Source organism: Salinigranum halophilum, from assembly GCF_007004735.1.
GTDB classification, from domain to species: Archaea; Halobacteriota; Halobacteria; order Halobacteriales; family Haloferacaceae; genus Salinigranum; species Salinigranum halophilum.
The window spans coordinates 262,512-284,327 of sequence record NZ_SSNL01000005.1 but is presented as its reverse complement, the minus strand read 5'-3'; the positions used below and the strand labels follow the sequence as shown (position 1 = coordinate 284,327).

Below are 21,816 nucleotides of genomic sequence, written 5' to 3'. Positions count from 1 at the left end.
GTCTACGACTCGGGCGAGTCGCCCGTGGCCGACGCTTCGTCCGCGTCCCGTTCGCCGTCCGGCCCCAGCGCGACGAAACCGAACCCGTTCTCCTCCAGCAGCGCCGCCGCCCGGTCGGTGACGGAGGGGGCCACGAGCACGCCCCTGACCGTCTCGTCACCCGTCTCGCGGCTGACGGCGTCGACGTACCCCTGGAGCTGTCTGACCGCGCCCGGCCCGACCCGCCGGCGTTTCAACTCGACGACGACCGCCCGCCCCTCGTCGTCGCGCCCGAACACGTCGACCGGACCGGCCATCGTCTCTCGCTCCGTCTCGAGCGGTTCGAACCCCGCCTCGACGAGTGTGGGGTCGTCGAGGATTCGGGTCCGGAGGTCCTCCTCGCTCCCAGTCAACGCGAGCTCCGCACGCTCCGACACGGCGAACGCCGAGAGCTGGTCGATGCGCTCGAATCGAACGTCGAGCCGTTCGTCGGGGGTCGTCCGCTTCGACCGGACGCGCAGTCGACCCTCGCGGACGCTCGCGTGGTGTTCGCTTCCCGGCGGCTGCCAGTTGACGGGCGTGCGCTTCTCGTCGGTGTGGACGAGTGCCGACCCGTCGGGTTTCAGGACGAGGAGCCGGTCACCGGGGCCGAGCGAACTCGATGCCCGGCCGTCGTACTCCACCGTACAGCGGCCGAAGACCACGACCATGTCGCCCCGGTCGAACGCCCGTTCCAGGGCGACGAGCGCGTCACGGTGGGCCGGTCGATGGAGTGTCTCGACGCTCACGTCCCCGTTTACCCGGGCGTGAAGAAAAACCACGCGCCCTCTCAGTCCGAGAGAACTGTCAGCTTCGCTTATGTCACTCGGTAACGTTTGTGGCAGTATGAAGACGTTCCCAAGCATCCAGGGCAACGAGATGGACGACGAGGCCGCCCGGCAGTTCCTCACCGAGCAGGGGTTCGGCGTCCTCTCGCTCGCCGCCGACGGGGTGGCCTACGGGATTCCGATCAGCTACGGCTGCGACCCCGAGACCGAGCGGCTCTACTTCGTCTTCCTCCGACCGGGCGAAGAGAGCAGGAAAGAGCGGTTCAGCGAGGCCACCGAACGCGCCTCGTTCCTGGCGTTCGACGTCCCCTCGCGCGAGGAGTGGCGGACGGTCATCGCGTCGGGGACCCTTCGCGTCGTCGACGACGACGAGTGGCCCGCCGTCCGCGACGCGCTAGAGGACAACGCGTGGTTCCCGACGCTGTTCGCCGAATCGGAACCGATGCGGGACATCCTCGGCTGGGCGCTCGACGTCGACGAGGTGAGCGGGATGCACAGCCGGGCCACCCGCTGAAACGAGGACTCAGCGCCGGAGCCGCGGGAGCGAGGGTAACGACGACAGCGACGGCAGCGACACCTGCGTGTCGTCCATATCGACGTACTTCTCGATGGGAATCTCGACCGTCACATCGCGCAGGCGAGCCGCAGAGAGCACCACGACGAGGAGCGCTGCGACGGCGAACACGCCGAAGCCGCCGTCTTCGACCGCCGTCGACGACTGCGTCGTCTCGCCCGCCTTGTTCGCCTCGGCACCCTCCTCGGCCGTCGTGCTGTCCGCTCCCACCTGCTCGGTGGCGGTCGCAGCTTCGGCGTCACCAGCGCCGTCACCGCCCTCCGCTGGCGTGGTCGGCACCGCGTACCGCGTGACGTGTTCGGTGCCGTCGGCGTCGACGGCACGGACCACGACCGTCGTCTCCCCCTCGTCGGCGAGGGCGAGTTCTTCCTCGAACGCGACGTCGTTCCACACGTCCCCCCCGTCGTACACCTGCTCGAAGTCGACGACCGCTCCACCCTCGTCGACAGTCTCGACGGAGACGGCGCTGACGCGGCCGTCGCGTGCAGCGCCGTAGACGTGTACCTCGCTGTCGGCGACGAGATGGGTCCGGGTCTCGTCGACCGTGACCGTCGGTACGACGTTCCGGGCGTAGTCGACGACGACGAGCTCTTTGACCTCGTTCCCGCTCGTGTCGGTCGCCCAGACGGTGATGCGGTTCGGTCCCGGCACGAGTTCGACCTCGTGGCTGAATCGGACCTGCTCGCGGGCGGGGTCGGCGCCGGGTCCCTGTCCGACGACGATAGAGCGGCGAGCCACCTCGCCGAAGACGCCGTACGAGACAGTGCCGACCTGGACGTTGTCCGTCGCGGTCCCGTTGATGAACACCGTCGACGACGAAGTCTCCCGGGGGACGCCGTCGAGCGAGAGCCCCGGCTCGGTCGTGTCCGTAATCTCGAACGTGAGCTGGTAGGTCCGGCTGTTCCCGAACTCGTCCTGGACGACGACGCGCGCCGTGTTCACGCCGGGCCCAAAGAAGAGCTCCTGCGAGAAGCGCTCGCCGGGGTCACGGACGACGTGGGTCTGGCTCACCACCTTGTAGTCGATGGCACTCTGTGAGCGGTGCTGTCGGGTGATGCGGACGAACTCGACGGTCGAGGCGTCGGAGAGCGTCCCCGAGAGCGTCACGCTCGACTCCGACAGGCTGACTGACGCCGGTGGCTGTCCGAGGGGGTCGCTCTCGAACGGCGCTTCGAACCCGATGAACGGGGCCACCTCGTCTTTCTCGACCGTGACCTGACTCGCCGCAACGCTCCCGTCGGAGCCGGTGACGATGACCTGCACCACCTGCGGCTCGTTGGCGAGGTCGAGCCGCAGGGACTCCGACATCGTCTGGGTTCCCGGGACCCACGTCCGGACCGTGGCGTCGTCGACGCGGACGACGACACGCTCGACGGTGGTCCGCGCGCTCGCGTTCACCGACAGGAGGGGGTCTTCGGGGACCACCACTCGGTCACCCGAAGCCGCCGGCGTGCCGTCGACGGCGAGGTCGACTGTCGGCTCCGCTGCGACCACCGGTGCCGGGATGCTGCCGATGATAACGAGGACGAGAACGACGGCGAGCGGACCTCGCTGCATTGGTCGAGAGTCGGCTGAACCGTACGTAAGCGTTGTGCGACGATTATCTTAAGTGATAACTATCGCCGCGGTCAGTCGATGCCGAACCGCTTTGTCCCACGCGGACGAACTCCCGTCGATGACCAGCGAGGACGCCCTCCACTGCGACACGTGTCCGAGGACGGTCGCTCGTGGCGACGCCATCCGCACGGAGACGTACGGTGCCCTCGACGCCGACCGGTGGCAGACGCTCTGCTGTCCGACCTGTGGCGGTCGGTTGAAGACCGTGTTCGTCCGCGACGGGTAGCCGTCGCTCGCCGGCCGTCGAAATGGGTCGAAAATTGGCTGTCGAACGCCGATACCTCGGGTGGTGTGCCTCTGCAGTTACAGGCGGGTCAGGTTCTTCGCGCGCGGGCCCTTGGGAGCCTGCTCGATCTCGAACTCGACCTCTTGGCCTTCCTCCAGATCCGGACCGCCGACGTCTTCCATGTGGAAGAACACGTCTTCGTCTGCATCCTCGGTGGAGATGAAACCGTAACCGCCAGTGTCGTTGAAGAAATCAACCTTACCGGTCGCCATTGCAAATACGGGGAGACGATGCGGGGATATAACACTTGCGGCGTTCTGTCCCTCTCTCGACACACGAGCGGGCTCGTCGACGGCGCGACTGGATTCGCCCCCGTGTGACGTCCCGGCTCGACGTACTGTCTCCCCTCGACGATGCTTCGCACACGCGGCTCCTGGCTGGCCCCCGAACGCGGCCGTGCCGAGGGTGACTGACCCGGCCGCGCGTCGGCCACCGGCGTTCGTGCCGTCCGCACGCTCTCACTCGTCGTCGCCCTCTTCGGTTACCGTGACGGCTGCTCCCGACGCCGCGCTCTCGTAGATCGCGTCGATGACCCGCATGTTCCCGAGGGTCTCCCCGCGCGTGATTCGTGGCTCCTCGCCCGCGTCGACGCTGTCGGCGAACGCCTCGACCTGGACCCGGTAGTGGTCGACGGGCTCGAACTCCTCGACGACCGTCCGCCCATCCACGTGCCACTCGAGCGTGACCGACTCGGTCGGGTCGGTCCCGAACGCCGGGTCGGCCTGGAGCCACCCGTCTTCGGTTTCGACGCGGTAGTACTGGCTCTGTGCCCTGTCGAAGCCGGAGGCGACCCGCGCGGTCGCGTCGTCGTGCTCGAAGACCGCGGCCATCGCGGTGTCGACGCCTGCGTTCCGGTCGTCGACCGTCACCGCCGACACCCGCCGCGGCTCGCCGAGGAACAACCGCACCGCGTTGACCGCGTAACAGCCGACGTCCATGACGCTCCCGCCCGCGAGGTCGGGGTCGAGTCGGATGTCCCCCTCGTCGTCGAGCCGGAAGGAGAACGCGGTGTCGACGCTCGTCACGGTCCCGAGTTCGCGCTCGACGACGTCGACGGCGCGCTCGGTCCGCGGGTGGAACCGGTACATGAACGCCTCCATCAGCGTCACGTCCCGCTCCGCACAGTAGTCGAACAACTCTCGGGCCGCCGTCGCGTCTCCGGTCAGGGGCTTCTCACAGAGGACGTCCTTGCCGTGGTCGGCGGCGCGTTTCGTCCACTCCGCGTGGAGTGCGTTCGGGAGCGGGTTGTACACCGCGTCCACGTCCTCGTCCGCGAGGAGGGCCTCGTAGCTCCCGTAGGCGCGCGGGATGTCGTGCTCGCGGGCGACCCGCTCCGCGCGCGACCCGTCCCGCGACGCGAGCGCGAACGCCGTGTGTTCGCTCCGCTGGATGGCGGGGACGACCGATTCGAGGGCGATGCCGGCCGTGCTGAGGATGCCGAAGCGCATACGGGTGGGTCCGAGGACACCGCTAAATAACTGCGGGCGTCGGTCCGGCGCTTCGTTCTCTCGAACGACACGACGGCGCACGCTTTTGGTCTCTCGTCGCGGACACGCACTCGATGACGGACGATGGACTGTTCGTCGGTGCCGTCTGGTGTTCCGGCCCGTGGCTCGCCGTCGTCTTCGACGGCGCGACGTTCGACCACGCGGCGGTGTTCGACGGCATCGGTGACGTCTGGGTGCGGTACGAGGAGCGGGTGACGCGCGTCCTCGTCGACGTCCCCGTCGGCCTCGTCGAACGCGGTGACGAGCGCCGCCGGTGCGACGCGCTCGCCCGCGACGTGCTCGGTCCGCGCCGCGAGGCCGTCTTCGACCCGCCCGCGCGTGAAGCGACCCGCAAGCGACGGTACCCCGCCGCCAGCCGGACGCACGAGCGCAAGACCGGGCGCGAACTCTCCCGCCGCGCGTTCGAGGCCAGCGAGGCCATCGCCGCCGTCGACGAACTCCTCCAGGAACTCCCCGAGGCGCGAGACGTCGTCGGCGAGGCCCACCCGGAGGTCTGCTTCCGCGCCGTCGCCGGGCGTCCGCTCGACTATCCCCGAGACGTCGCTGCGGGCTACGCCGAACGCCTCCGCACCCTCGCCGAGTACGACCCCGACGGCCCCGTGACGGTCCAGAACGTCGCCGAGTCGACGGCGGGTGCCGCCGTCGCCGTTCCGGACGTCCTCGACGCAGTCGTCCTCGCGTACACCGCCCGCCCCGGACCGGGAACGCTCCGGTCGCTTCCGCGAGAGCCGCCACGCGACGCGACGGGTCTCCAGATGTGTCTGTGGTACCGCGCCGAGACGCCGCTGTCCGATTCGTAGGGGCTTCCGACGCCGACTCGCGTCTCGTGTGTCCGCAGGCTCGCCATCCCAACAGTCAACGACCTCGGTGCCGACGGCTCTGGTATGCACGTCCCAACACCTGAGGACTTCCGCGCCCTCACCGACTGGGGGCTCGTCGAACGTCCCTTCGCAGCTATCGACGACTACTCCGCCGAACGCGAACGCCGGCGGACGGAGAACGACCGCCACCAGCGGCGGCGTCGCGAACAGGAAGACAACGCTTCGGCCGAGTTCGTCGCCGACAGCCAGGCGTACTACCGGTCGATGGACCGCCCCATCGACCGGACGAAGTGGTCGTATCTGAAACGCCGCAAGGCCTGGTTCCAACCACCGGTCGGGTGGAACCGGTTCGCCGCGCCGGGGACGTCGCGCGTCCTCGACCTCGGCTGCGGCGACGGCGACCAGACCCAGCGCGTGGCCGACTTCGTCGCGGGACAGTGGCTGAGCGCCGGCTACGACGGCTTCCCGCTCGAAATCGTCGGCGTCGATCTCTCCGAGTCTCGCGTCGAGAACGCCCGTCGTCACACCCGCTCGCCCCACGAGAAGATCACACTCCGGTTCGAGACGGGCGACGCCGTCGCCGGGCTCGACTACGGAGCCGACTTCTTCGACCACACCCTCGCGATGGGGCTGTTCGAGGTCCTCGGCGACGACCCGCTGGAGGCCGTCCTCGACGAACTGGCGCGACTCACTGCACAGGGTGTCTACGTCCGCGACATCCTAGACGCGTCCCCGGGGCTCACGCCGCGGCCGGACCTCTCGGCCCGCCTCGCCGACCGCGGCTTCGACACCGTCGAGCGGCACAGACTCTTCGAGGAACCCTTCGTCGCGACGGGGACCCGCGACCCGCTCGACGTCTGGCCGATGAACGTCCACCAGGTCCTCTTCGCCGCCGCGACCGACCCGCCGGGTCCCGAGGACCGATACTGAGCGCCACGACCGCGTGACCACGCGACCCAGACGGCCGAGCGGACCGGCCGTCTCCACACCGGCACGCGCCGCGTCGGCCCGCCTCTGTCCCGTGCTCCGTGTGCTCAAACGTATACGATATTTTATCTCAGTTAGCATCGTACGTGTGTCATGTTCTCGACGAGAACGGTCGCGGTGATACTCGCGGTGTTGGTGCTGTCTGCCGGCTGTCTCGGCGGCGGTGGGTCGGATGCCGTCGACGATAGCAGCGGGGCAGACCCGTCGGACGACGGGGATGCCGAGGCGGATGCGGACGCGGCGGACACGTCCGGAACCGAAGAGCTGGAACTGACCGACGCCGAACAGGCGCTCCGTGACGCGGGGAGCTTCACCACCACCTGGACGTACCGCGGTGTCGACGAGCGTGGCGTCGAGACCGAGGTCTCCCGCGAGCTCTACGTGAACCTCGACGAGGAGCGGTCGCTCACCGTCCTCTCGTCGACGCGCGACGGCCAGCCCGACGGCGGCTCGATGCAGCAGTTCACTGCCGACGGCGTCACGTACGTCCGGTCGGGTCCGGCCGACTCACCGACGTACTTCTCGTACGAACAGCAGACTACCGACCCCCTGGCGACCGCCATCGGCCTCTCGCAGGCTCGCGCGTACAGCGCCAACGACGACCTGTCGTTCGAGGGGCGCGAGACGTACGACGGCGTCTCCGTCGAGCGGTACGAACTCTCCGAGGCCAGCTCGCAGCTCGTCCAGGCCGGGTCGGCCGTCGACGCCGGGGCCGGCTCCGGAAACGTTCGCGTCACCGACTTCCACTACACCGTGCTCGTCGACGCCGACGGCCTCCCGCGCTACGAGTCGTGGTCGTTCGAGGGCGAGACCGACGACGGCGAAACCATCACCGGCGAGTGGGAGTACACGCTGACGAAGGTGGGGTCGACTACCGTCGACGACCCCGAGTGGCTCGCCGCGGCGCAGGCCGCCGCCGAGGGGCAGGCCTAGCTCCCCCCGAGCACCCGCTTGAACAGCGTGAAGGTGAGGAGGGTGAAGAACAGCCCGTTCAGCATCCCCTGGCTGGCCGCGAGCAGTTTCGCGGCCCACCCGACGGGGCCGATGTCGCCGTACCCGATGGTGCTGAAGCTGATGTAGCTGTAGTAGAGTCCGTTGAACAGGACCTCTCCCGTGGTCGTGTCGGGACCCGGCGCGACTATGCTCCCCGCCTGCGTCAGGAACGGGCCGCCGAGGACGTACAGCACGCCGAACAGCGCGGGGAGCAGGAAGGTCCACGCGGCGATTCGCGGCAGCCGGTTGCCGTACCCACAGGTCACCTGCATGACGTAGTTCAGCCCGACGCTCGCCGTCTTCTTCACCCGCCCCCACGCGTTGAGCGAGTACTCGTTGAGGAGGATGTCCGCGTTCTTCTGGCGGTTGTAGTAGTAGCGTTTGAACTCGAACTCCCGGCTGGCGGGCGTGTCGCCGACGGCGTTCGCGCTGTCTTGGGCCTTCCGGTAGGTCTCCTCGATGGTCTCGTTCGTCAGCGGCACGGCGTACGACCCGGTGGCGTCGTTCTCGACGAAGTCGTGGATGGTCCAGTCGTTCCGCTCGAGGTAGGCGTGGTGGTCGCTGAAGTCGAACTCGTCGAACTCGGTGAGACAGAAGCGGAAGTGGTCGAGGAGTTCGTGGCCGTCCCCGGACCCCTCCAGCCGAACGTCGCCGAGGGTGGCGCGCGTCAGGTCGTACGGGACGGGCGCACCGCCCTCGACGATGGTCCCCCCGCTGACGACGGCGTCCGTCAGGTCGACGTACGAGTCCGACCCGCCGGGGACGAGTTCGAACGCCGCCGCCTCGCGGAAGGTCGCCGCCCGGAAGTCGCAGGTCCCGTCGAACGTCGTCCCCCGAAACGACCCACGGGTGAAGCGTGCGTCGCGGAAGTCGGCGTCGCCCTCGAACGCGACGCCGTCGAACGAGGCGTTCTGCTCGACGTGGTTCGCCTCCCCCTCGAACGCCGCGCCGCAGAACGACGCCGTCGCCTCGAACGTCGCCTCGCCGAAGTCGACGTCGGCACGGAAGCGCGCCTCGTCGAACGTCGCGCGGCGCGTGAAGCGCGCGTCGACGAAGTCGGCGTCACCCTCGAACGTCGCCTCCTGCGCCACGACACGTCCGCCGAACGTCGACCCGTCGAAGACGACGGGCTCTTCGAACGTCGTCCGTTCGAGGTTCGTGACGCCGGCGACCGCGAGGTCGTGACAGTCCGCTCGCGCGCGGAACACCGCCCTGTCGAAGTTGAGTTCGCCGCGGCACTCGGCCCGCTTGAAGTCCGCAAAGCGGAAGGTCGCGAGTTTGAAGTCGGCCTCGTCCTCGAAGACCGCGTTCTCGAACGTCACGTCGTCGCTCGCGGTCCGGCTCCCGCCGTCGAACCGGACGCCACGGAACTCCGCGAGCCGTCTGAACTGCGTGCCGGTGAAGCTCGCGTCGTGGTCGAAGCGCGCCTCGTCGAAGTCCGCGATGCGCTCGAACGTGGCCCCGTCGAACCGCGTGTCGCCCTCGAAGTCGACGTGCTCGAAGTCCGTGCTCGCCTCGAACGTCGCCTCGGCGAAGCTGACGTAGCCGAGCGAGGCCTGTCTGAACTTCGCGGCGTCGTGAAAGGTCGCCGCCGCGAACGTGAGGTGGTCGTCGAGGACGTGACTGTCACCCGCCGACGAGACGTTCCGGAAGTCGGCGACACCCTCGAACGTCGCCCCGTCGAAGGCGGCCCCCTCGTCGAACCGCGTCTCGGTGCAGTCGACGCTCCCGGTGAACGTCACGCCGCTGAAGTCGACGTCCTCGCGGAACGTCCCCTCCGACGCCTCGAACTGCTCGACGACGGCGTCGCTCACGTCGACGTCGCCGGTGACCGTCGCGTCCTCGAGCGTCAGCCGCCTCACCGTGGCCTCCCGGAGGTTCAGCCCCTGGTCGAGTCGGCCGTGGGTCAGGTCGATTCCCTCGATTTCGGCGTGCTGGAAGTTGAGGACGTGGTTCGTGTCGCCGTCGACCTGCCGATAGGTGAGCGACAGGTGTGGCAGGCTCGCGCCGACGTACTCGTTCCGTCGCGGGTCGTCGACCGCGAGGTTGTCGAGGAGGCGCTCGGCCACGTCGTCCGAATCGACGTCGTGGGCGGCCCGCTCGTCGGCGGACATGTGGAAGACGCAGTAGTCGCTCTCCTCGTGGGCGGGGTGTGGGCACTCCCACGTCGTCCGCAGGCTGGCGTCCGTCCGACGGGCGGGGTCGAACGTGTAGCTGCACTGCGTCGCCGCGCCGATGCTTCCGTTCCGTTCCGTTGACTGCTGTGACATGGTGGAGGGGCTGGGTCTCGTTCGCGCCGAATGGCCGGATTTCACGACAGTTCACCCGCACTGTACATCAATGTCGGGGTGTGGGCGGCGGCCGTGTCACCGCGCCGTACGTAGCCGCCGCGCCAGCACGACCGCACCGGCCCCGACGAGGACGCCGAGACCGACGTCGTCCGCCGTCGGCGGGACGGCCCGTGCGAGCGACTCGAGGTGACGAGCCACGCCGGATGCGGTGTCGGCGGCCGGGACGTCGCCGATGCCGAGGAGCCACGCCGCCCGCCCGGCGTCGGTCTCGGTCGACCCCGCGACGAGGAGGCCCCCGTCGAGGCTGTGGACCGTCTCGCCGTGACTCCAGTCGCCGTCGAAGTAGGTGGTCGCCCAGCGCACCTCGCCGGCGGGGCCGGTGCGGAGGACCCAGGCGCCCCGGCGCCCGTTCGGGTCGTCGCCCTCGGGCGGGCGCTCTCGCGTCCCGACGAGGAGGTATCCGTCCTCGCCCGCGTCGTCTGCCGGGGCGAGTCCGGTGAGCCAGTTCCAGGGACCGCGCGAGTGAGTCCGCTCCCACGTGCGGTCGCCGTCGGCGTCGAGACGGAGGTGCCACCCCCGACCGTCGTCGTCGGCGGCGAAGCCCCGGTTGCCGACGGCGACAACGCCCGACGCGTCCGCGTGGAGACACTCGAGACGGCTCCCACCCGGCCCGCCGAGCGACCGCCGCCACCGGGCCGTCCCGTCGGTGTCGAGTCGGGCGACGAGGGCCGTCTCGGCAGCGCCCGACGGCTGGCTGTCGTCGTCGGCCGGTGACGTCGACCCGCCGACGTACCAGCTGTCGTCGTCCGCGGCGACGGCGGTCAGAGCGCCCTGTGTCCCCTCGCGTCCGAGCGTGGCCGCCCAGCGGCGGTGACCGGCCGGCGAGAGGTGCGCCACCCACGGTCGGGGAGGCGTCCCCCGTCGCTCGCGGCGTCGCCCGGCGACGAGGTAGCCGTCGTCGACACCGACGAGCGCGTCGACCTGGCCGGCTGCGGCGGTCGGCTGGAGCGTCCGGGCCCATCCGACGTCGCCTCCCTCGTCGACCCGGAGAACCCAGGGGTCGGCCGAGGGCGGTGTCTCGGCGAACGGGCTGGCGTCGTCGAGGTTGGTCGCCCCGGCGAGGACGACGCCGCCCTCGGCGTGGGGCGTGCCCGCGGCGACCCCCGACTTCACCGCACCGTACGTGCGTCGCCAGCGGGTGCGGCCCTGCGCGTCCGTCCGAACGGCGAGGCCGCGCAGGTCGTCGTGTCCCCCCGTGACCCCTCCGAGCACGTAGCCGTCGCCAGCCGGAACGATGGTCCGGAACAGCGCCGGCGCGCTGTCGGCCGCGTACCGCTGAGTCCAGCCGGCCGAGGGCGGGTCGGCGGTCGAAGCTGGTGTCGAGGCGGCGGTGTCGGTCTGTGCGCGGACGCGGCCCGCCCCGGTCAGACCCGTGCTGGCGACGCCCGCACCGACCGCCGCGAGGACCGCGCGTCTGGTGGGCGTGACAGCGTCGGGCGGTCGTTGCTCGCCGGTCACCGGAACACCTCCCGCCGTTCCTGGCTCGTCAGCGACGGGTCGTGGGCGTTCGGCGAGCAGTGTTCGCACTCCACCGCCGGGTTCGTGCTCTGCTCGTACACCCACACCGGGTACGAGAAGCAGAAGAACGCCTCCATCTGGTGGCGCTCGACGATGGCGTCGGCGGGTTCGCCGCAGTTCCGACACCACTCCTCGTCCGAGGCGGGTTCCTGGAAGATGACCCTGTGGCGGCCGAAGCCGGCCGTCTTACACGCCTCGCGCCGCGACTGCTCGATCAGGTCCTCGACCGGGAACGGTGCCTCGTCGACGGCGTTGTCGAAACCGGCGTCCGATTCGACGCTCGACTCGAGATACGGCCCGACGCTGACGGTGTTGTCGTAGCCGCAGAAGTGGACCGACACCGCTGCGCCGCGTCCGGTGAGTTCGACCTCGTGACCCCACCCGACGACGTAGACGTCGACGTCCCCCCGCACCTGTTCGACCGTGACGTCGTGGCCCGCCCCCGTCAGGTAGACGCCGGTGTCCGGGTCCGACTCTCTGACGCGCTGTTCCCACCCGTGGCTGACGACGTCGCACGCGTCGGGGTCGAGGTCGGGTGCCGTCGCCGAGTAGACGTTCTCGGACCCGAGTACCGAGAGGGTCCCGTCGGCGGCCGCTCGCGGGACGAACACGTCCGCGACGTCCGCGAGCGTCAGGTCGCCGTCGACGCCCTCGCGCTCGACGTAGGCGTCCTCGTCGCCGTGAATCCGGGTCTGGGGCTCCGGCGGCCCCGCGGTCTGGCCGAGCGACTGGTGGGTGAAGACGTACTCCGCGTCGGTCACGTGGACGTCACCCCCGACCCCGCCCGTCCGGAGGAACACGTCCGCGGTGTCGGTGACGGAGACGGGTGGTACCTCCGACCCGGCGAGCGACAGGTCGCCCTCCGAAGCGAGGGTCCGGTCGGCCGTCATCGGTCGGCCCCCTGTCCCCACGGCTCGGACCGCTCGGTGCTCGGTCCGCCAGCGAGTCGCGTCACCGTGTGAACGGCGACGTCGCGCTCCGGGTAGGTGTGGTACGTCTCGTAGCGTGGCGCGTCGGGCGCGAGGCTGACCGTGGTCCACGCGTCGGGACCGAACCGATACGCGATGGTCGCGTCGTCGGGCCCCGGGAACGACGCGAGCGGTCGGACCGAGAGGTCGGTCGTCGCCCGCGTGGTCCTGTCGTCTGCTGTCTCGACCTGTGCGGTGACGCCAGCGTCGAGCGCGACGGTCTCGCTCGTCTCGACTGGCTGAGAGAGACACGAGCAGACCTCGTGGTAGTCGAGCGCCGGCGCAGTGACGACGTGTGACTGGCCGACGACGGCGACGGTGCAGGGTTCGCCGAGGAGCGTCCCGGGCGTGAGCGTCTTCACGTCGAACGACGCGAAGTCGGGTGGCCCCGTCGGGTACGCGACGTGTAGTTCGGCCGTGTCGGTCGGGTCGGTTGGGTCGGCTGGGTCGGCTGTGTCGGCCGTCTCGGTGGAGTCCGTGCTGTCTGGGGTGGTCGGTGCGGGTGTCATATCAGGTGTCGATGAGGACGTCGTAGTTCGGGTCGAAGATGGAGTTCACTTCGACGCCGTTGTACCGGGGGAGTTCACGCCACCGGAGGTCACGGTAGCGGTCGCGGTGCTGGCGGACGTACGCCGTGCCCTCCTCGGCGTCGAACGCGGACCGGTCGCCCGGCGCGAGGAGGTAGAAGCGCTCGACGCGCTCTTCGGTGCCGTCGGCGTCGACGTCCGCCCACGCCCAGTAGGGGGCGTACTGGGTGAAGCCGGCGTCGCCGACGGTGTTGACGAACGCCTTGTTGTGCTGGGCGTAGGCGTTCTCGTCGTAGACCCAGACGGCCACGACGCCGTCCGGCGAGAGGTTGTCCCGGAGCGACCCGTAGAACTCCGTCGAGTACAGCGGGAGGAGGTCGTCGTCCGTCGCGCCGGGGATGTCGAGGAGGACGAGGTCGTAGCGTTTCTCCGTCTCCGAGAGGAACGCGTAGCCGTCGTCGACGGTCGTGTTCAGCCGGTCGTACTCGTACGCGTCCTCGTGCCACCGCGAGAGGAACCGGTCCTCTCTGGCGTAGGACATGAACGCCGCGTCGAGGTCGACCTGGTCGACGCTGACGTCGTACTCGCGGAGGGCGTCGACGGCGACGAAATCGCCGCCGCCGATCACGAGCACGTCGGTCTCGGGCGAGTGAGCGAACCGCGACATCGGCACGTCGACGAGCCCCTGGTGGTAGGGGTCGGCCCACGACTCGCACAACTGGACGGCACCACCGAGACGGAGACAGCGCTCCGTCTCGCCGGCGAAGTGGGGGTTCGGCCCCGCGCCGGTCCAGGTCCGCTCGTACTCGACGACGTGCTGGTACGGGGTCGTCCGCTGGCCGAGCACCTCCGCGTCCATCGCGCCCGGCGGGTAGTCGTTCTCGACCTGCTGTTCGAGGTACAGTTCGGAGAGCTCCCGGTCGACGGCCGACGAGTTCGCGACGGCGACGCCGCACGAGGCGGTGACGAGGAGACAGACGACGACGAGCGTCGCCGACTCCCGGCTCACGAGGCGTCCCCGCGCTCCGCCGACGCTCCACCGAGTGCTGTACCCACCCAGGAGCGCGAGCGCGGCGAGCCCGTTCAGGAGGGCGAGGACGAACACCGTCGGAATGAGCCCCAGTCCGGGGTAGAGCACCTGCGCGTAGACGACGGCACCGGCGAGGCCGCCGACGTAGTCCATCGCCAGCACGAGCGACAGGCCGCTCCGGGCGTCCGTCGCTGGCTCCGCGTGCCAGAAGACGCCGAGCACTCGCACGACTCCTCGATGCAGGCTCTCTGCGGCGTGGGTCACCGCGGGCGGGAGGACGGCCGAGCCGCCGCCCGTCTCGTCGACCATCCGCGTGAGCAACGGCAGTTCGAACCCCGAGAGGAAGCCGACGGCGACGACGGGCGACCGCGCGACGGCCCAGACGAGTTCTGCCGGGACGGCCTGGGGGAGACGGACGCTGTTGAGCGCGACGATGAGCAGGAACCCGGCGGGCGCGACGAGCGCGAGGTACACCTCGGTCCGGAAGAGGTTCGAGGCGCGCTCGCCCGTGAGGTCGTCCGACAGCGCCGCCCCCACGCCGAGACTGACGAAGTACAGCCCGATGGTGATGACGTACTGGGTGACCGTGCCGCCGTACATCACCGTCAACAACTCCGAGTAGACGAACTCGTAGGCGAAGCTACAGAACGAGACGACGAACGTCAGCGCGAGCAGGGCGAACACCTCGGTGCGGGCGGTGCGTGACATCGGAGGGGGTGAGGGTGGGGTGGCCGACGAGCAGCGTGGTCAGACGCGCGGGGAGACCTTCCACTCCTCTTCGATGGTCATCCCGCCGCCGAGGGTGTCCTCCTCGACGCGGACGTCGACGCTGGCCCAGCCGAACGAGTGGTCGACCCGTTCGCCGACGAGTTCGGCACCGACTCGATACCAGCCCTCGCCGTCGGCCTGAAAGCCGAGTTCGTTCGCGGGGTCCTCGACGGTCCGGTCCCAGGTGACCGCCCCCGGGGCCGGCGGGTCGTCGACGTACTGGGCGTTGCGACCGAGCGCGGCGAAGCCGACGGTACCGACCACCGCACCGTAGCGCGTCACCTCGTCCGCGTGGTCGTCGTACCAGTCGTCGCTGTCGTCGGTCCCGTGGTACCACGCGTAGCCGTTGTGCGTCCGTGGTGCGGAGGCGTATCCGCCGGTCCCGCGTCCGGTGGCACCGCTTCCGCCGCTCCCGCCGCCGCCTTTGGCTCCGCGGGCCCGCCCAACCGGGCTGAGGCGACCGAGCAGGGCGAGCGGGGCGTCGAGTGAGGCGGACGACCCGCTGTCGTAGCGGGAGACGACCCACGGGTCGTTGGCCAGGTCGACGCGGAGTTCGGCCCGTGCTTCTGTCGTGTCTGTCGTGCGGAGTTCGACGTCGGAGAGGGCGTTCGACTTGCGGGGTGGCGGTGAGCTGTCGCCGAGACATCCGGCAGCGGCACCGAGTGCCACCGCGCCGGACGCCTGGAGGAATCGGCGTCGTCGCATGACTGTGGCCCGGAGTTTCGTGTAGAATGGTATATGTTTGATGGTCCGAATATCGTTCCTGCCGCTCGGACGTCGGCGTCACTCGGTCGGGCGCCTCGCGAGAGAATCGAGGGGCGCGGGACGGTCGGCTGCGACCCGAGTTACGCGGCGGCCTCGACGGCCGCGAGCAGTTCCTCGTAGTCGGGTTCGACCGTCGGGTCGTCGGTGGTCCACGCGTAGCTGACGGTGCCGTCGCCGTCGACGACGTAGACGGCGCGGTTCGCGACGCCGAGGAGGCCCAGGTCCTCGATGTCGATCTCCAGCCCGTACGCGTCGATGGCCTCCCGGCCCATGTCGCTCACGAGGTCGAACCCGAGGTCGTGCTCCTCGCGGAAGGCGTTGAGCGAGAACGCCGAGTCGGCACTGATACCGAACACGGTCGCGCCCGCGGCCTCGAACTCGCCGAGGTGCTCCTGCAGCGCGACCATCTCGTTCGAACAGGGCGGCGTGAACGCGCCGGGGAAGAAGGCGAGGACGACCGGGCCGTCGCCGAGGTGGTCGGCCAGGTCGAACGCCTCGACGTCGCCGTTCGCGAGCGTCGCGGTGAAGGTCGGTGCGGTGTCGGATTCTACTACCATCGGACGGGGGTTGGGTTGGAGGTAAAAAAAGGGGCCGTGAACGGGGGGATATGACCGCTGCTCACGCGTGTTAACAGGTCACTCCTTTCGGTCGAGCGAGGACGTGATTCGAGCCGAAATCGTGTAGAATCGGGATGCCGCCTCCCGGATTTGAACCGGGGACAGCTCGATCTTCAGTCGAGTGCTCTCCCAGTCTGAGCTAAGGCGGCGCGTATCGAACGAAGCCGATGGGAGAAAAAAGGATTTCGGATTGAATCGACCGTTTTCGCCGGTTCTTGGACTCGCCCCGGTGAGGGTCCCCACCGACCGAGTGACGTGGTCCACCGCGCTGTCGATGCCGAGGCGGAACTCGTGGTGGTGGACTCCTTCGCGCCCGCCGAGCGACCGATGGCAGAGCGAGCGAACCTGGGTGGATTCGGACCGGAGCGAGACTCGCTCCGCTCGTCCTCTGGGTTCGAACCGCCCTCGCGGAGATGATTCTGCCTCACTGGCGTTCGGCAAGAATCATGGGCTCGGGCGGATTCGAACCACCGATTTCGGCCTTGTAAAGGCCGCGTCATAACCAACTAGACCACGAGCCCGTACACCGACGAACACGCTTCGCCCGAATAACGGTTTCTGATTCTCCCGACCGACGGAACGCTTACGCGCCTCCCTGTCTTGTCCCTCCACATGGCCCGCTCGACCCGGCAACTCCTCGGGGTCGCCATCGCGTTCATCCTCCTGACGGCGGGCGTCCTCGCGGTCCAGTCGGGGTTGCTCGCGACCATCGACCCGCCCGCCGACGACGAGTACGACCGGACCACGGTCGCTCTCGTCGACGCCTCCGGCGAACGACTCGCCGAGGTCGACGTCCGAATCGCCGACACGGCCGAGAAGCGTTACCTCGGTCTCTCCGCCACCGAGTCGCTCGACGCTCGGGAGGGGATGCTGTTCGTCCACGACGCCGAGGGGCAGTACGCGTACGTCATGCGCGACATGGCGTTCCCGCTCGACATCGTCTTCGTCGCTCCCGACGGGACGGTGACGACGATTCACCACGCGTCGCTCCCGCCCGAGGGGACGAGCGGCGCGGACCTCACGCGCTACCGGGGGACTGGACGGTACGTGCTCGAACTCCCGCGCGGAACCGCGAACGAGACCGGACTTGACGCGGGCGACCGCGTCGTCATCCCCGACTCAGTCGGTTAGCGGGTGGAGCGGTACTCGGTCTGTTCGGTCGCCGACGCCGACTCGGAGTCGTCGAGAGCGACCCGGCAGACGAAGTACTGGCTCCGGTTCGCGGCCACGTGGCGGTAGATGCGCTCACCGACGGCACGCACGGGAGCGCGTCCCATCACCCACGCGAGGGGGGCGAAGACGGTGAACTGTCGGAGGAGCTGTCTGAACGCGTCGTACCCCTCGTAGGCGACGCCGTCGCGGAACGCGTACATCGCCCGGTCGAAGTCGATGCCGTCCCGACCGTCACGTTCGCGGTACTGCCGGGGGAGGTCCGACTGCGAGTGGAACCGGACCGTTCCGTTCACGTCGAGGAGTTTGAACGGGTAGAGACTCCGCGAACAGAAGTAACAGAACTCGTCGTAGACGACGTCCAGCCTGTCGGTTCGGACCGCGCGGGCGTAGAGGCGGTCCCACGCGACGAACAGGGCGAACATCGGGACGACGTCGAAGAACACGATACCCATGAAGAGTGCCACGCCCGTGTGCATCCCGAGGAGGCCGAACACCACCGGCCAGACGGGCAGGCCCAGGAGGATGACGAGCAGGAGCCCGACCTCGAGCACGACCGTTCCGACGGCGAGGGCGCTCACCACGAAGGGGTACTCGACGAGCGCCGCCCCGATTCCGAGCGGGTGCGTCCCCACCACGTTGAAGAAGTACAGGTTCTGCGAGAGGTTGCTGGGCGCGAACCAGGCAAGCCCGGCGGTGTAGAGCTTGGAGACGCCGGAGCCGAAGTAGATGATGGCGAACGCCAGCAGCGACCACCGGAGCGGTGCCATCGTGTACGTCCGCTCGCCGCCGTCGTCTTTCAGCACCGCCCGCAACTCGTCGAGCGACCGGGTCCCCGTCCGACGCACGGCGTCGACGGAGAGCCCGTCCGCCTCGTCGCCGGCGTACAGCGCGAAGAACAGCAGATACCACGCGCTGAAGAACAGGGCCGTCGCCCCGCCGGAGGTGTTCAGGACGAACCGGACCATCCCGAAGTGCCCGACGATGAGGGCGGCCCCGAGCGCGGTCACGCGGATGCGGTATCCGACCGCGAAGCAGCACAACAGGGCGATGAGGAGCCACTTCTCGACGACCAGGAGCTCGGGCCAGGGCGGGATGGCGAACCGGTACGTCGCGAAGCCGGCGAAGGGTGCCTGAGCGACGAGCAGCCAGTCGTACGGGAGCGTCTTCCAGACGAGGTAGCCCGCGAGGACGACGCGCGCGACGGCGATGTTGACGGGCGAGTCGCGCGTGGCGTCGCGGACGTAGTTGACGATCATCGCACCCCTCCCGCGATGATGGGGACGCGAAGCGACCTCGGTGCGGACGACTCGCTCAGTGGTGGCTGTCGCACGGCCGAGGCGGGCTCTCTGTACTCGAAGACCAGCGTCTCGGTGTCGGAGACGACTCCCGTCCCTTCATCGGTCAGCACGACCGTTCGCTCGTAGGTTCGCAGCCCCACGAACTTGGCGTGTCCCGCCAGTTCGTCGGCCGTCCACTCCTCGAGGCTGTGTGGCGGGAACCGGAGGTAGTGCAGCGGCGACCGCTCTTCGACCTTCACGCGATGTATCCGGGCGCGCTCGAGCATGTACGCACTGAGTTCGCTCCGACGAGCGTCGTCGGCCACACGCATCTCGTCGGTGATGAGGATCATGTAGGCCCCGTCGACGTTGGTCAAGGAGCGCTCTTCGAACCGAACCTCGCTCCCGTCGGCGGTGACGAGTCGGTAGTCGTAGAACGTCCGCTCGGGCGACTGGACGTCGGTGAACTTGTGCCAGTGCATGAACGGTAACACCGGCAGGCCGACCAGGTTCACCACCAGCAGACCGGAGAAGAACAGCGAGAGGAACGCTGGACGGACGCCGGGTCGGTCGCTGAGCGCGACGGCGACGACTGCCGCGACGGCCACACCCGCGACGACGAGCGCCGGGATGAACGGGAGTTGCTCTCGCACCGCGGCGGCCACTGGGCCGAGCGGTGAGAGCAGACCGGGTTGATACAGTGAAGGGTTCATCTTGGATCGGAGTCACACGACACGACGAGCACACGGCCTCGGCGTTGCTGTCCGGCTCGTACTCGACGACGTATACCACCAGCACTCCTCGACCGACATTAGTTACTCCACTGATAACAACCTCCGCAAACGCCTCGTTCCGTCGTGTCGACCGGCTTAACGACCCGTTTCGCCACCGCTGAACCGAAACCCTCTGGTGGTGGCGGCCGTACCTCGTCGTGTCATGACTGAGGCCGACCCGGACTCGGGTGTGGACCCGCTCGACGCGCTCGGCGCGCAGGAAGGGTGGCAGGTCGAGGGGTTCGCGGCACGGGTCCACTACCGGGGCGCGGACGACCGCTACAGCATCGAGTACTACGCGCCTTCGGACTGCGTCCTCTACTGGAAGGTGCGCGGCGACGGCGAGGTGGCGGTCCCCGTCGGGCGAGAGACCGTGCCGGACCCCCTGCGCAAGCGCGTCCGGCAGGACCTCCGCGAGGCCGACATCGACCCCGCTGTCGAGGCACGGGTCGTCTGAGGCCGTTCGACGGCGTCGTCCTCGCCGATGACGCTGAAACCCTTTTACTCGCGCACGCCTGACGGACGGTAATGGACGTCGGCCTCGACGACGACGACCCGTTCGAGAAGCAGCGCGGCAACGTGCAGAACCCGATGCGTCGCCTGTTCCTCGCGTACGGCCGAGAACGTGCGGGCTCGTTCACCCTCGGCCTCTCCGCCAGCGTCGGCGCTCGACTCCTCGACCTGCTTCCGCCGCTCCTCCTCGGTGTCGCCATCGACGCCGTCTTCCTCGACAACAAGGCGTACGACCTCCCGCTCGTCCCCGCCGCGTGGCTCCCCGAGGGTGGGGAAGCGCAGTTCTGGCTCACGATCGGCCTCGTCGGCCTCGGCTTCTTCGGCGGGGCGGGACTCCACTACGTCCGCAACTGGGGGTGGAACCGCTTCGCCCAGCACGTCCAACACGCCGTCCGCGTCGACACCTACGAGTCGATGCAGCGGCTCAACATGGCCTTCTTCGCCGACAAGCAGACCGGCGAGATGATGTCCATCCTCTCGAACGACGTCAACAGGCTCGAAAGCTTCCTTAACGACGGCCTCAACTCCGCTTTCCGGCTGGGCATCATGGTCATCGGCATCGCCGGCGTGCTCTTCTGGCTCAATCCCCAACTGGCCGTCGTCGCGCTCTTACCCGTACCGCTCATCGCCCTCTTCACCTACTTCTTCATCAAAATCATCCAGCCGAAGTACGCCGCCGTGCGCTCGGCGGTCGGAACGGTGAACTCCCGGCTGGAGAACAACCTCGGCGGCATCTCGGTCATCAAGGCCGCCAACACCGAGTCCTACGAGTCCGACCGCGTCGAGGACGTCTCACTCGACTACTACGACGCCAACTGGGACGCCATCGAGACGCGTATCGTCTTCTTCCCCGCGCTTCGCGTCCTCGCCGGCATCGGCTTCCTCCTCACCTTCACCGTCGGCGGCCTCTGGGTCTTCCAGGGTCAGGGACCGTGGATTTTCACCGGGACCCTCTCGCCCGGTGACTTCGTCGTCTTCGTCCTCTTCACCCAGCGGTTCGTCTGGCCGCTCGCGCAGTTCGGACAGATAATCAACATGTACCAGCGCGCCTACGCCAGTGCCGAACGCGTCTTCGGCCTCATGGACGAACCCGCCCGCATCCCCGAACGCGAGGACGCGCCCGACCTCGTCGTGCGCGCGGGGCGCGTCGAGTACGACCACGTCTCGTTCGGCTACGACTCTTCGGAGCACCAGGTCGTCGAGGACGTCTCCTTCAGCGTCGAGGGAGGCGACACCGTCGCGCTCGTCGGCCCGACCGGGGCGGGCAAGTCGACGCTTCTCAGGCTCCTGCTCCGCCTGTACGACGTCGACGAGGGCTCCATCGAGATCGACGGGCAGGACGTCCGGGACGTCTCGGTGTCGAGCCTCCGGCGGTCGATGGGCTACGTCAGCCAGGAGACGTTCCTCTTTCACGGTACCGTGAAAGAGAACATCGCCTACGGGAGCTTCGACGCCACCGACGAGGAGATCGTCGCCGCCGCGAAGGCCGCCGAGGCCCACGAGTTCGTCCAGAACCTCCCCGACGAGTACGACACGATGGTCGGCGAGCGCGGCGTCAAACTCTCCGGCGGCCAACGGCAGCGGATCGCTATCGCCCGCGCCGTCCTGCGTGACCCCGACATCCTCGTCCTCGACGAGGCGACCTCGGACGTGGACACCGAGACCGAGATGCTCATCCAGCGGTCGCTCGACAGACTGACCGAGAACCGAACGACGTTCGCCATCGCCCACCGACTCTCGACCATCAAGGACGCCGACCAGATCGTCGTCGTCGAGGACGGCCGGGTGGCAGAACGCGGCACACACGAGGAACTCATCGAAGCGAACGGGCTGTACGCACACCTCTGGGGCGTGCAGGCCGGCGAAATCGACGACCTTCCGGAGGAGTTCGTCGAGCGGGCGCGGGGACGGGGCGCTCGCGTCGAGGTCGATAGCGACGACTGA

General features: G+C 68.9%; 21 protein-coding genes and 2 tRNA genes. 8 read left to right on the top strand and 15 right to left on the bottom strand.

Annotated features, from left to right (window positions below):
* Positions 1-2 precede the first annotated feature (2 nt).
* Entirely contained in the window at positions 3-767 is a 765-nt protein-coding gene (nucS, locus tag E6N53_RS13595) for an endonuclease NucS (RefSeq protein WP_201741153.1), read from the bottom strand.
* Between the two features lie 97 nt (positions 768-864).
* Here nucS and E6N53_RS13590 point away from each other — a divergent pair, with 97 nt between their 5' ends.
* The gene (locus E6N53_RS13590) at positions 865-1,320 is read left to right on the top strand and encodes a pyridoxamine 5'-phosphate oxidase family protein (protein WP_236639747.1); all 456 of its coding nucleotides are present in this window, start codon (positions 865-867) and stop codon (positions 1,318-1,320) included.
* 9 nt (positions 1,321-1,329) lie between these two features.
* Here E6N53_RS13590 and E6N53_RS13585 read toward each other — a convergent pair whose 3' ends face one another.
* Positions 1,330-2,937, bottom strand: a complete 1,608-nt coding sequence (locus tag E6N53_RS13585; RefSeq protein WP_142860083.1) for a hypothetical protein — start codon at positions 2,935-2,937, stop codon at positions 1,330-1,332.
* 118 nt (positions 2,938-3,055) lie between these two features.
* Between E6N53_RS13585 and E6N53_RS21075 the strand changes: the two genes are divergently transcribed.
* The gene (locus E6N53_RS21075) at positions 3,056-3,223 is read left to right on the top strand and encodes a hypothetical protein (RefSeq protein ID WP_201741152.1); all 168 of its coding nucleotides are present in this window, start codon (positions 3,056-3,058) and stop codon (positions 3,221-3,223) included.
* Positions 3,224-3,300: 77 nt separating this feature from the next.
* On the opposite strand, the gene E6N53_RS13580 is transcribed toward E6N53_RS21075, so the two are convergent.
* A complete protein-coding gene (locus tag E6N53_RS13580; protein WP_136590639.1) occupies positions 3,301-3,495 on the bottom strand; it encodes a cold-shock protein in 195 nt (64 codons plus the stop codon).
* A gap of 246 nt (positions 3,496-3,741) precedes the next feature.
* Complete coding sequence (locus tag E6N53_RS13575) at positions 3,742-4,731, bottom strand: Gfo/Idh/MocA family protein (protein WP_142860080.1); 990 nt, start codon at positions 4,729-4,731, stop codon at positions 3,742-3,744.
* A gap of 113 nt (positions 4,732-4,844) precedes the next feature.
* On the opposite strand from E6N53_RS13575, the gene E6N53_RS13570 reads away from it, so the two are divergent.
* The 3 genes from E6N53_RS13570 (at position 4,845) to E6N53_RS13560 (ending at position 7,532) form a co-directional block, all read left to right on the top strand.
* Positions 4,845-5,591: a DUF429 domain-containing protein gene (locus E6N53_RS13570; protein WP_142860078.1), complete on the top strand. Its 747-nt coding sequence runs from the start codon at positions 4,845-4,847 to the stop codon at positions 5,589-5,591.
* Positions 5,592-5,675: 84 nt separating this feature from the next.
* A complete protein-coding gene (locus E6N53_RS13565) occupies positions 5,676-6,542 on the top strand; it encodes a class I SAM-dependent methyltransferase (protein ID WP_142860076.1) in 867 nt (288 codons plus the stop codon).
* A gap of 150 nt (positions 6,543-6,692) precedes the next feature.
* Complete coding sequence (locus E6N53_RS13560) at positions 6,693-7,532, top strand: DUF7537 family lipoprotein (protein ID WP_142860074.1); 840 nt, start codon at positions 6,693-6,695, stop codon at positions 7,530-7,532.
* Here E6N53_RS13560 and E6N53_RS13555 read toward each other — a convergent pair.
* The 9 genes from E6N53_RS13555 to E6N53_RS13515 form a co-directional block, all read right to left on the bottom strand.
* Entirely contained in the window at positions 7,529-9,862 is a 2,334-nt protein-coding gene (locus E6N53_RS13555) for a pentapeptide repeat-containing protein (RefSeq protein ID WP_142860072.1), read from the bottom strand. The two genes, E6N53_RS13560 and E6N53_RS13555, sit on opposite strands and share 4 nt — an antisense overlap.
* Positions 9,863-9,958: 96 nt before the next feature.
* Positions 9,959-11,401, bottom strand: a complete 1,443-nt coding sequence (locus tag E6N53_RS13550) for a hypothetical protein (RefSeq protein ID WP_142860070.1) — start codon at positions 11,399-11,401, stop codon at positions 9,959-9,961.
* Positions 11,398-12,351 (bottom strand): hypothetical protein, encoded by a 954-nt coding sequence (locus E6N53_RS13545; protein ID WP_142860068.1) that lies wholly within the window; start codon positions 12,349-12,351, stop codon positions 11,398-11,400. Before E6N53_RS13545 ends, E6N53_RS13550 begins: the two co-directional genes overlap by 4 nt.
* Positions 12,348-12,938, bottom strand: coding sequence for a DUF2617 family protein (locus E6N53_RS13540; protein WP_142860066.1), 591 nt, complete (start codon positions 12,936-12,938; stop codon positions 12,348-12,350). Before E6N53_RS13540 ends, E6N53_RS13545 begins: the two co-directional genes overlap by 4 nt.
* 1 nt (position 12,939) lies before the next feature.
* Positions 12,940-14,694, bottom strand: coding sequence for a spermidine synthase (locus E6N53_RS13535; protein ID WP_142860064.1), 1,755 nt, complete (start codon positions 14,692-14,694; stop codon positions 12,940-12,942).
* Between the two features lie 39 nt (positions 14,695-14,733).
* Positions 14,734-15,459: a hypothetical protein gene (locus tag E6N53_RS13530; protein WP_142860062.1), complete on the bottom strand. Its 726-nt coding sequence runs from the start codon at positions 15,457-15,459 to the stop codon at positions 14,734-14,736.
* A gap of 140 nt (positions 15,460-15,599) precedes the next feature.
* The gene (locus E6N53_RS13525; protein ID WP_142860060.1) at positions 15,600-16,076 is read right to left on the bottom strand and encodes a redoxin domain-containing protein; all 477 of its coding nucleotides are present in this window, start codon (positions 16,074-16,076) and stop codon (positions 15,600-15,602) included.
* 135 nt (positions 16,077-16,211) lie between these two features.
* Positions 16,212-16,285 (bottom strand) — tRNA-Phe (locus E6N53_RS13520).
* Positions 16,286-16,583: 298 nt separating this feature from the next.
* Positions 16,584-16,657, bottom strand: a tRNA-Val gene (locus E6N53_RS13515).
* Between the two features lie 91 nt (positions 16,658-16,748).
* Between E6N53_RS13515 and E6N53_RS13510 the strand changes: the two genes are divergently transcribed.
* Positions 16,749-17,267, top strand: a complete 519-nt coding sequence (locus E6N53_RS13510; RefSeq protein WP_142860058.1) for a DUF192 domain-containing protein — start codon at positions 16,749-16,751, stop codon at positions 17,265-17,267.
* Here the strand turns inward: E6N53_RS13510 and E6N53_RS13505 are convergent.
* Entirely contained in the window at positions 17,264-18,565 is a 1,302-nt protein-coding gene (locus E6N53_RS13505) for a thiol-disulfide oxidoreductase DCC family protein (protein WP_161596566.1), read from the bottom strand. The genes E6N53_RS13510 and E6N53_RS13505 overlap by 4 nt on opposite strands.
* Positions 18,562-19,299: a hypothetical protein gene (locus E6N53_RS13500; protein WP_142860056.1), complete on the bottom strand. Its 738-nt coding sequence runs from the start codon at positions 19,297-19,299 to the stop codon at positions 18,562-18,564. The genes E6N53_RS13505 and E6N53_RS13500 overlap by 4 nt, the downstream gene beginning before the upstream one ends.
* Positions 19,300-19,522: 223 nt before the next feature.
* Here E6N53_RS13500 and E6N53_RS13495 point away from each other — a divergent pair, with 223 nt between their 5' ends.
* Complete coding sequence (locus E6N53_RS13495) at positions 19,523-19,816, top strand: DUF7538 family protein (RefSeq protein WP_136590622.1); 294 nt, start codon at positions 19,523-19,525, stop codon at positions 19,814-19,816.
* Between the two features lie 71 nt (positions 19,817-19,887).
* Entirely contained in the window at positions 19,888-21,816 is a 1,929-nt protein-coding gene (locus tag E6N53_RS13490; protein WP_142860054.1) for an ABC transporter ATP-binding protein, read from the top strand.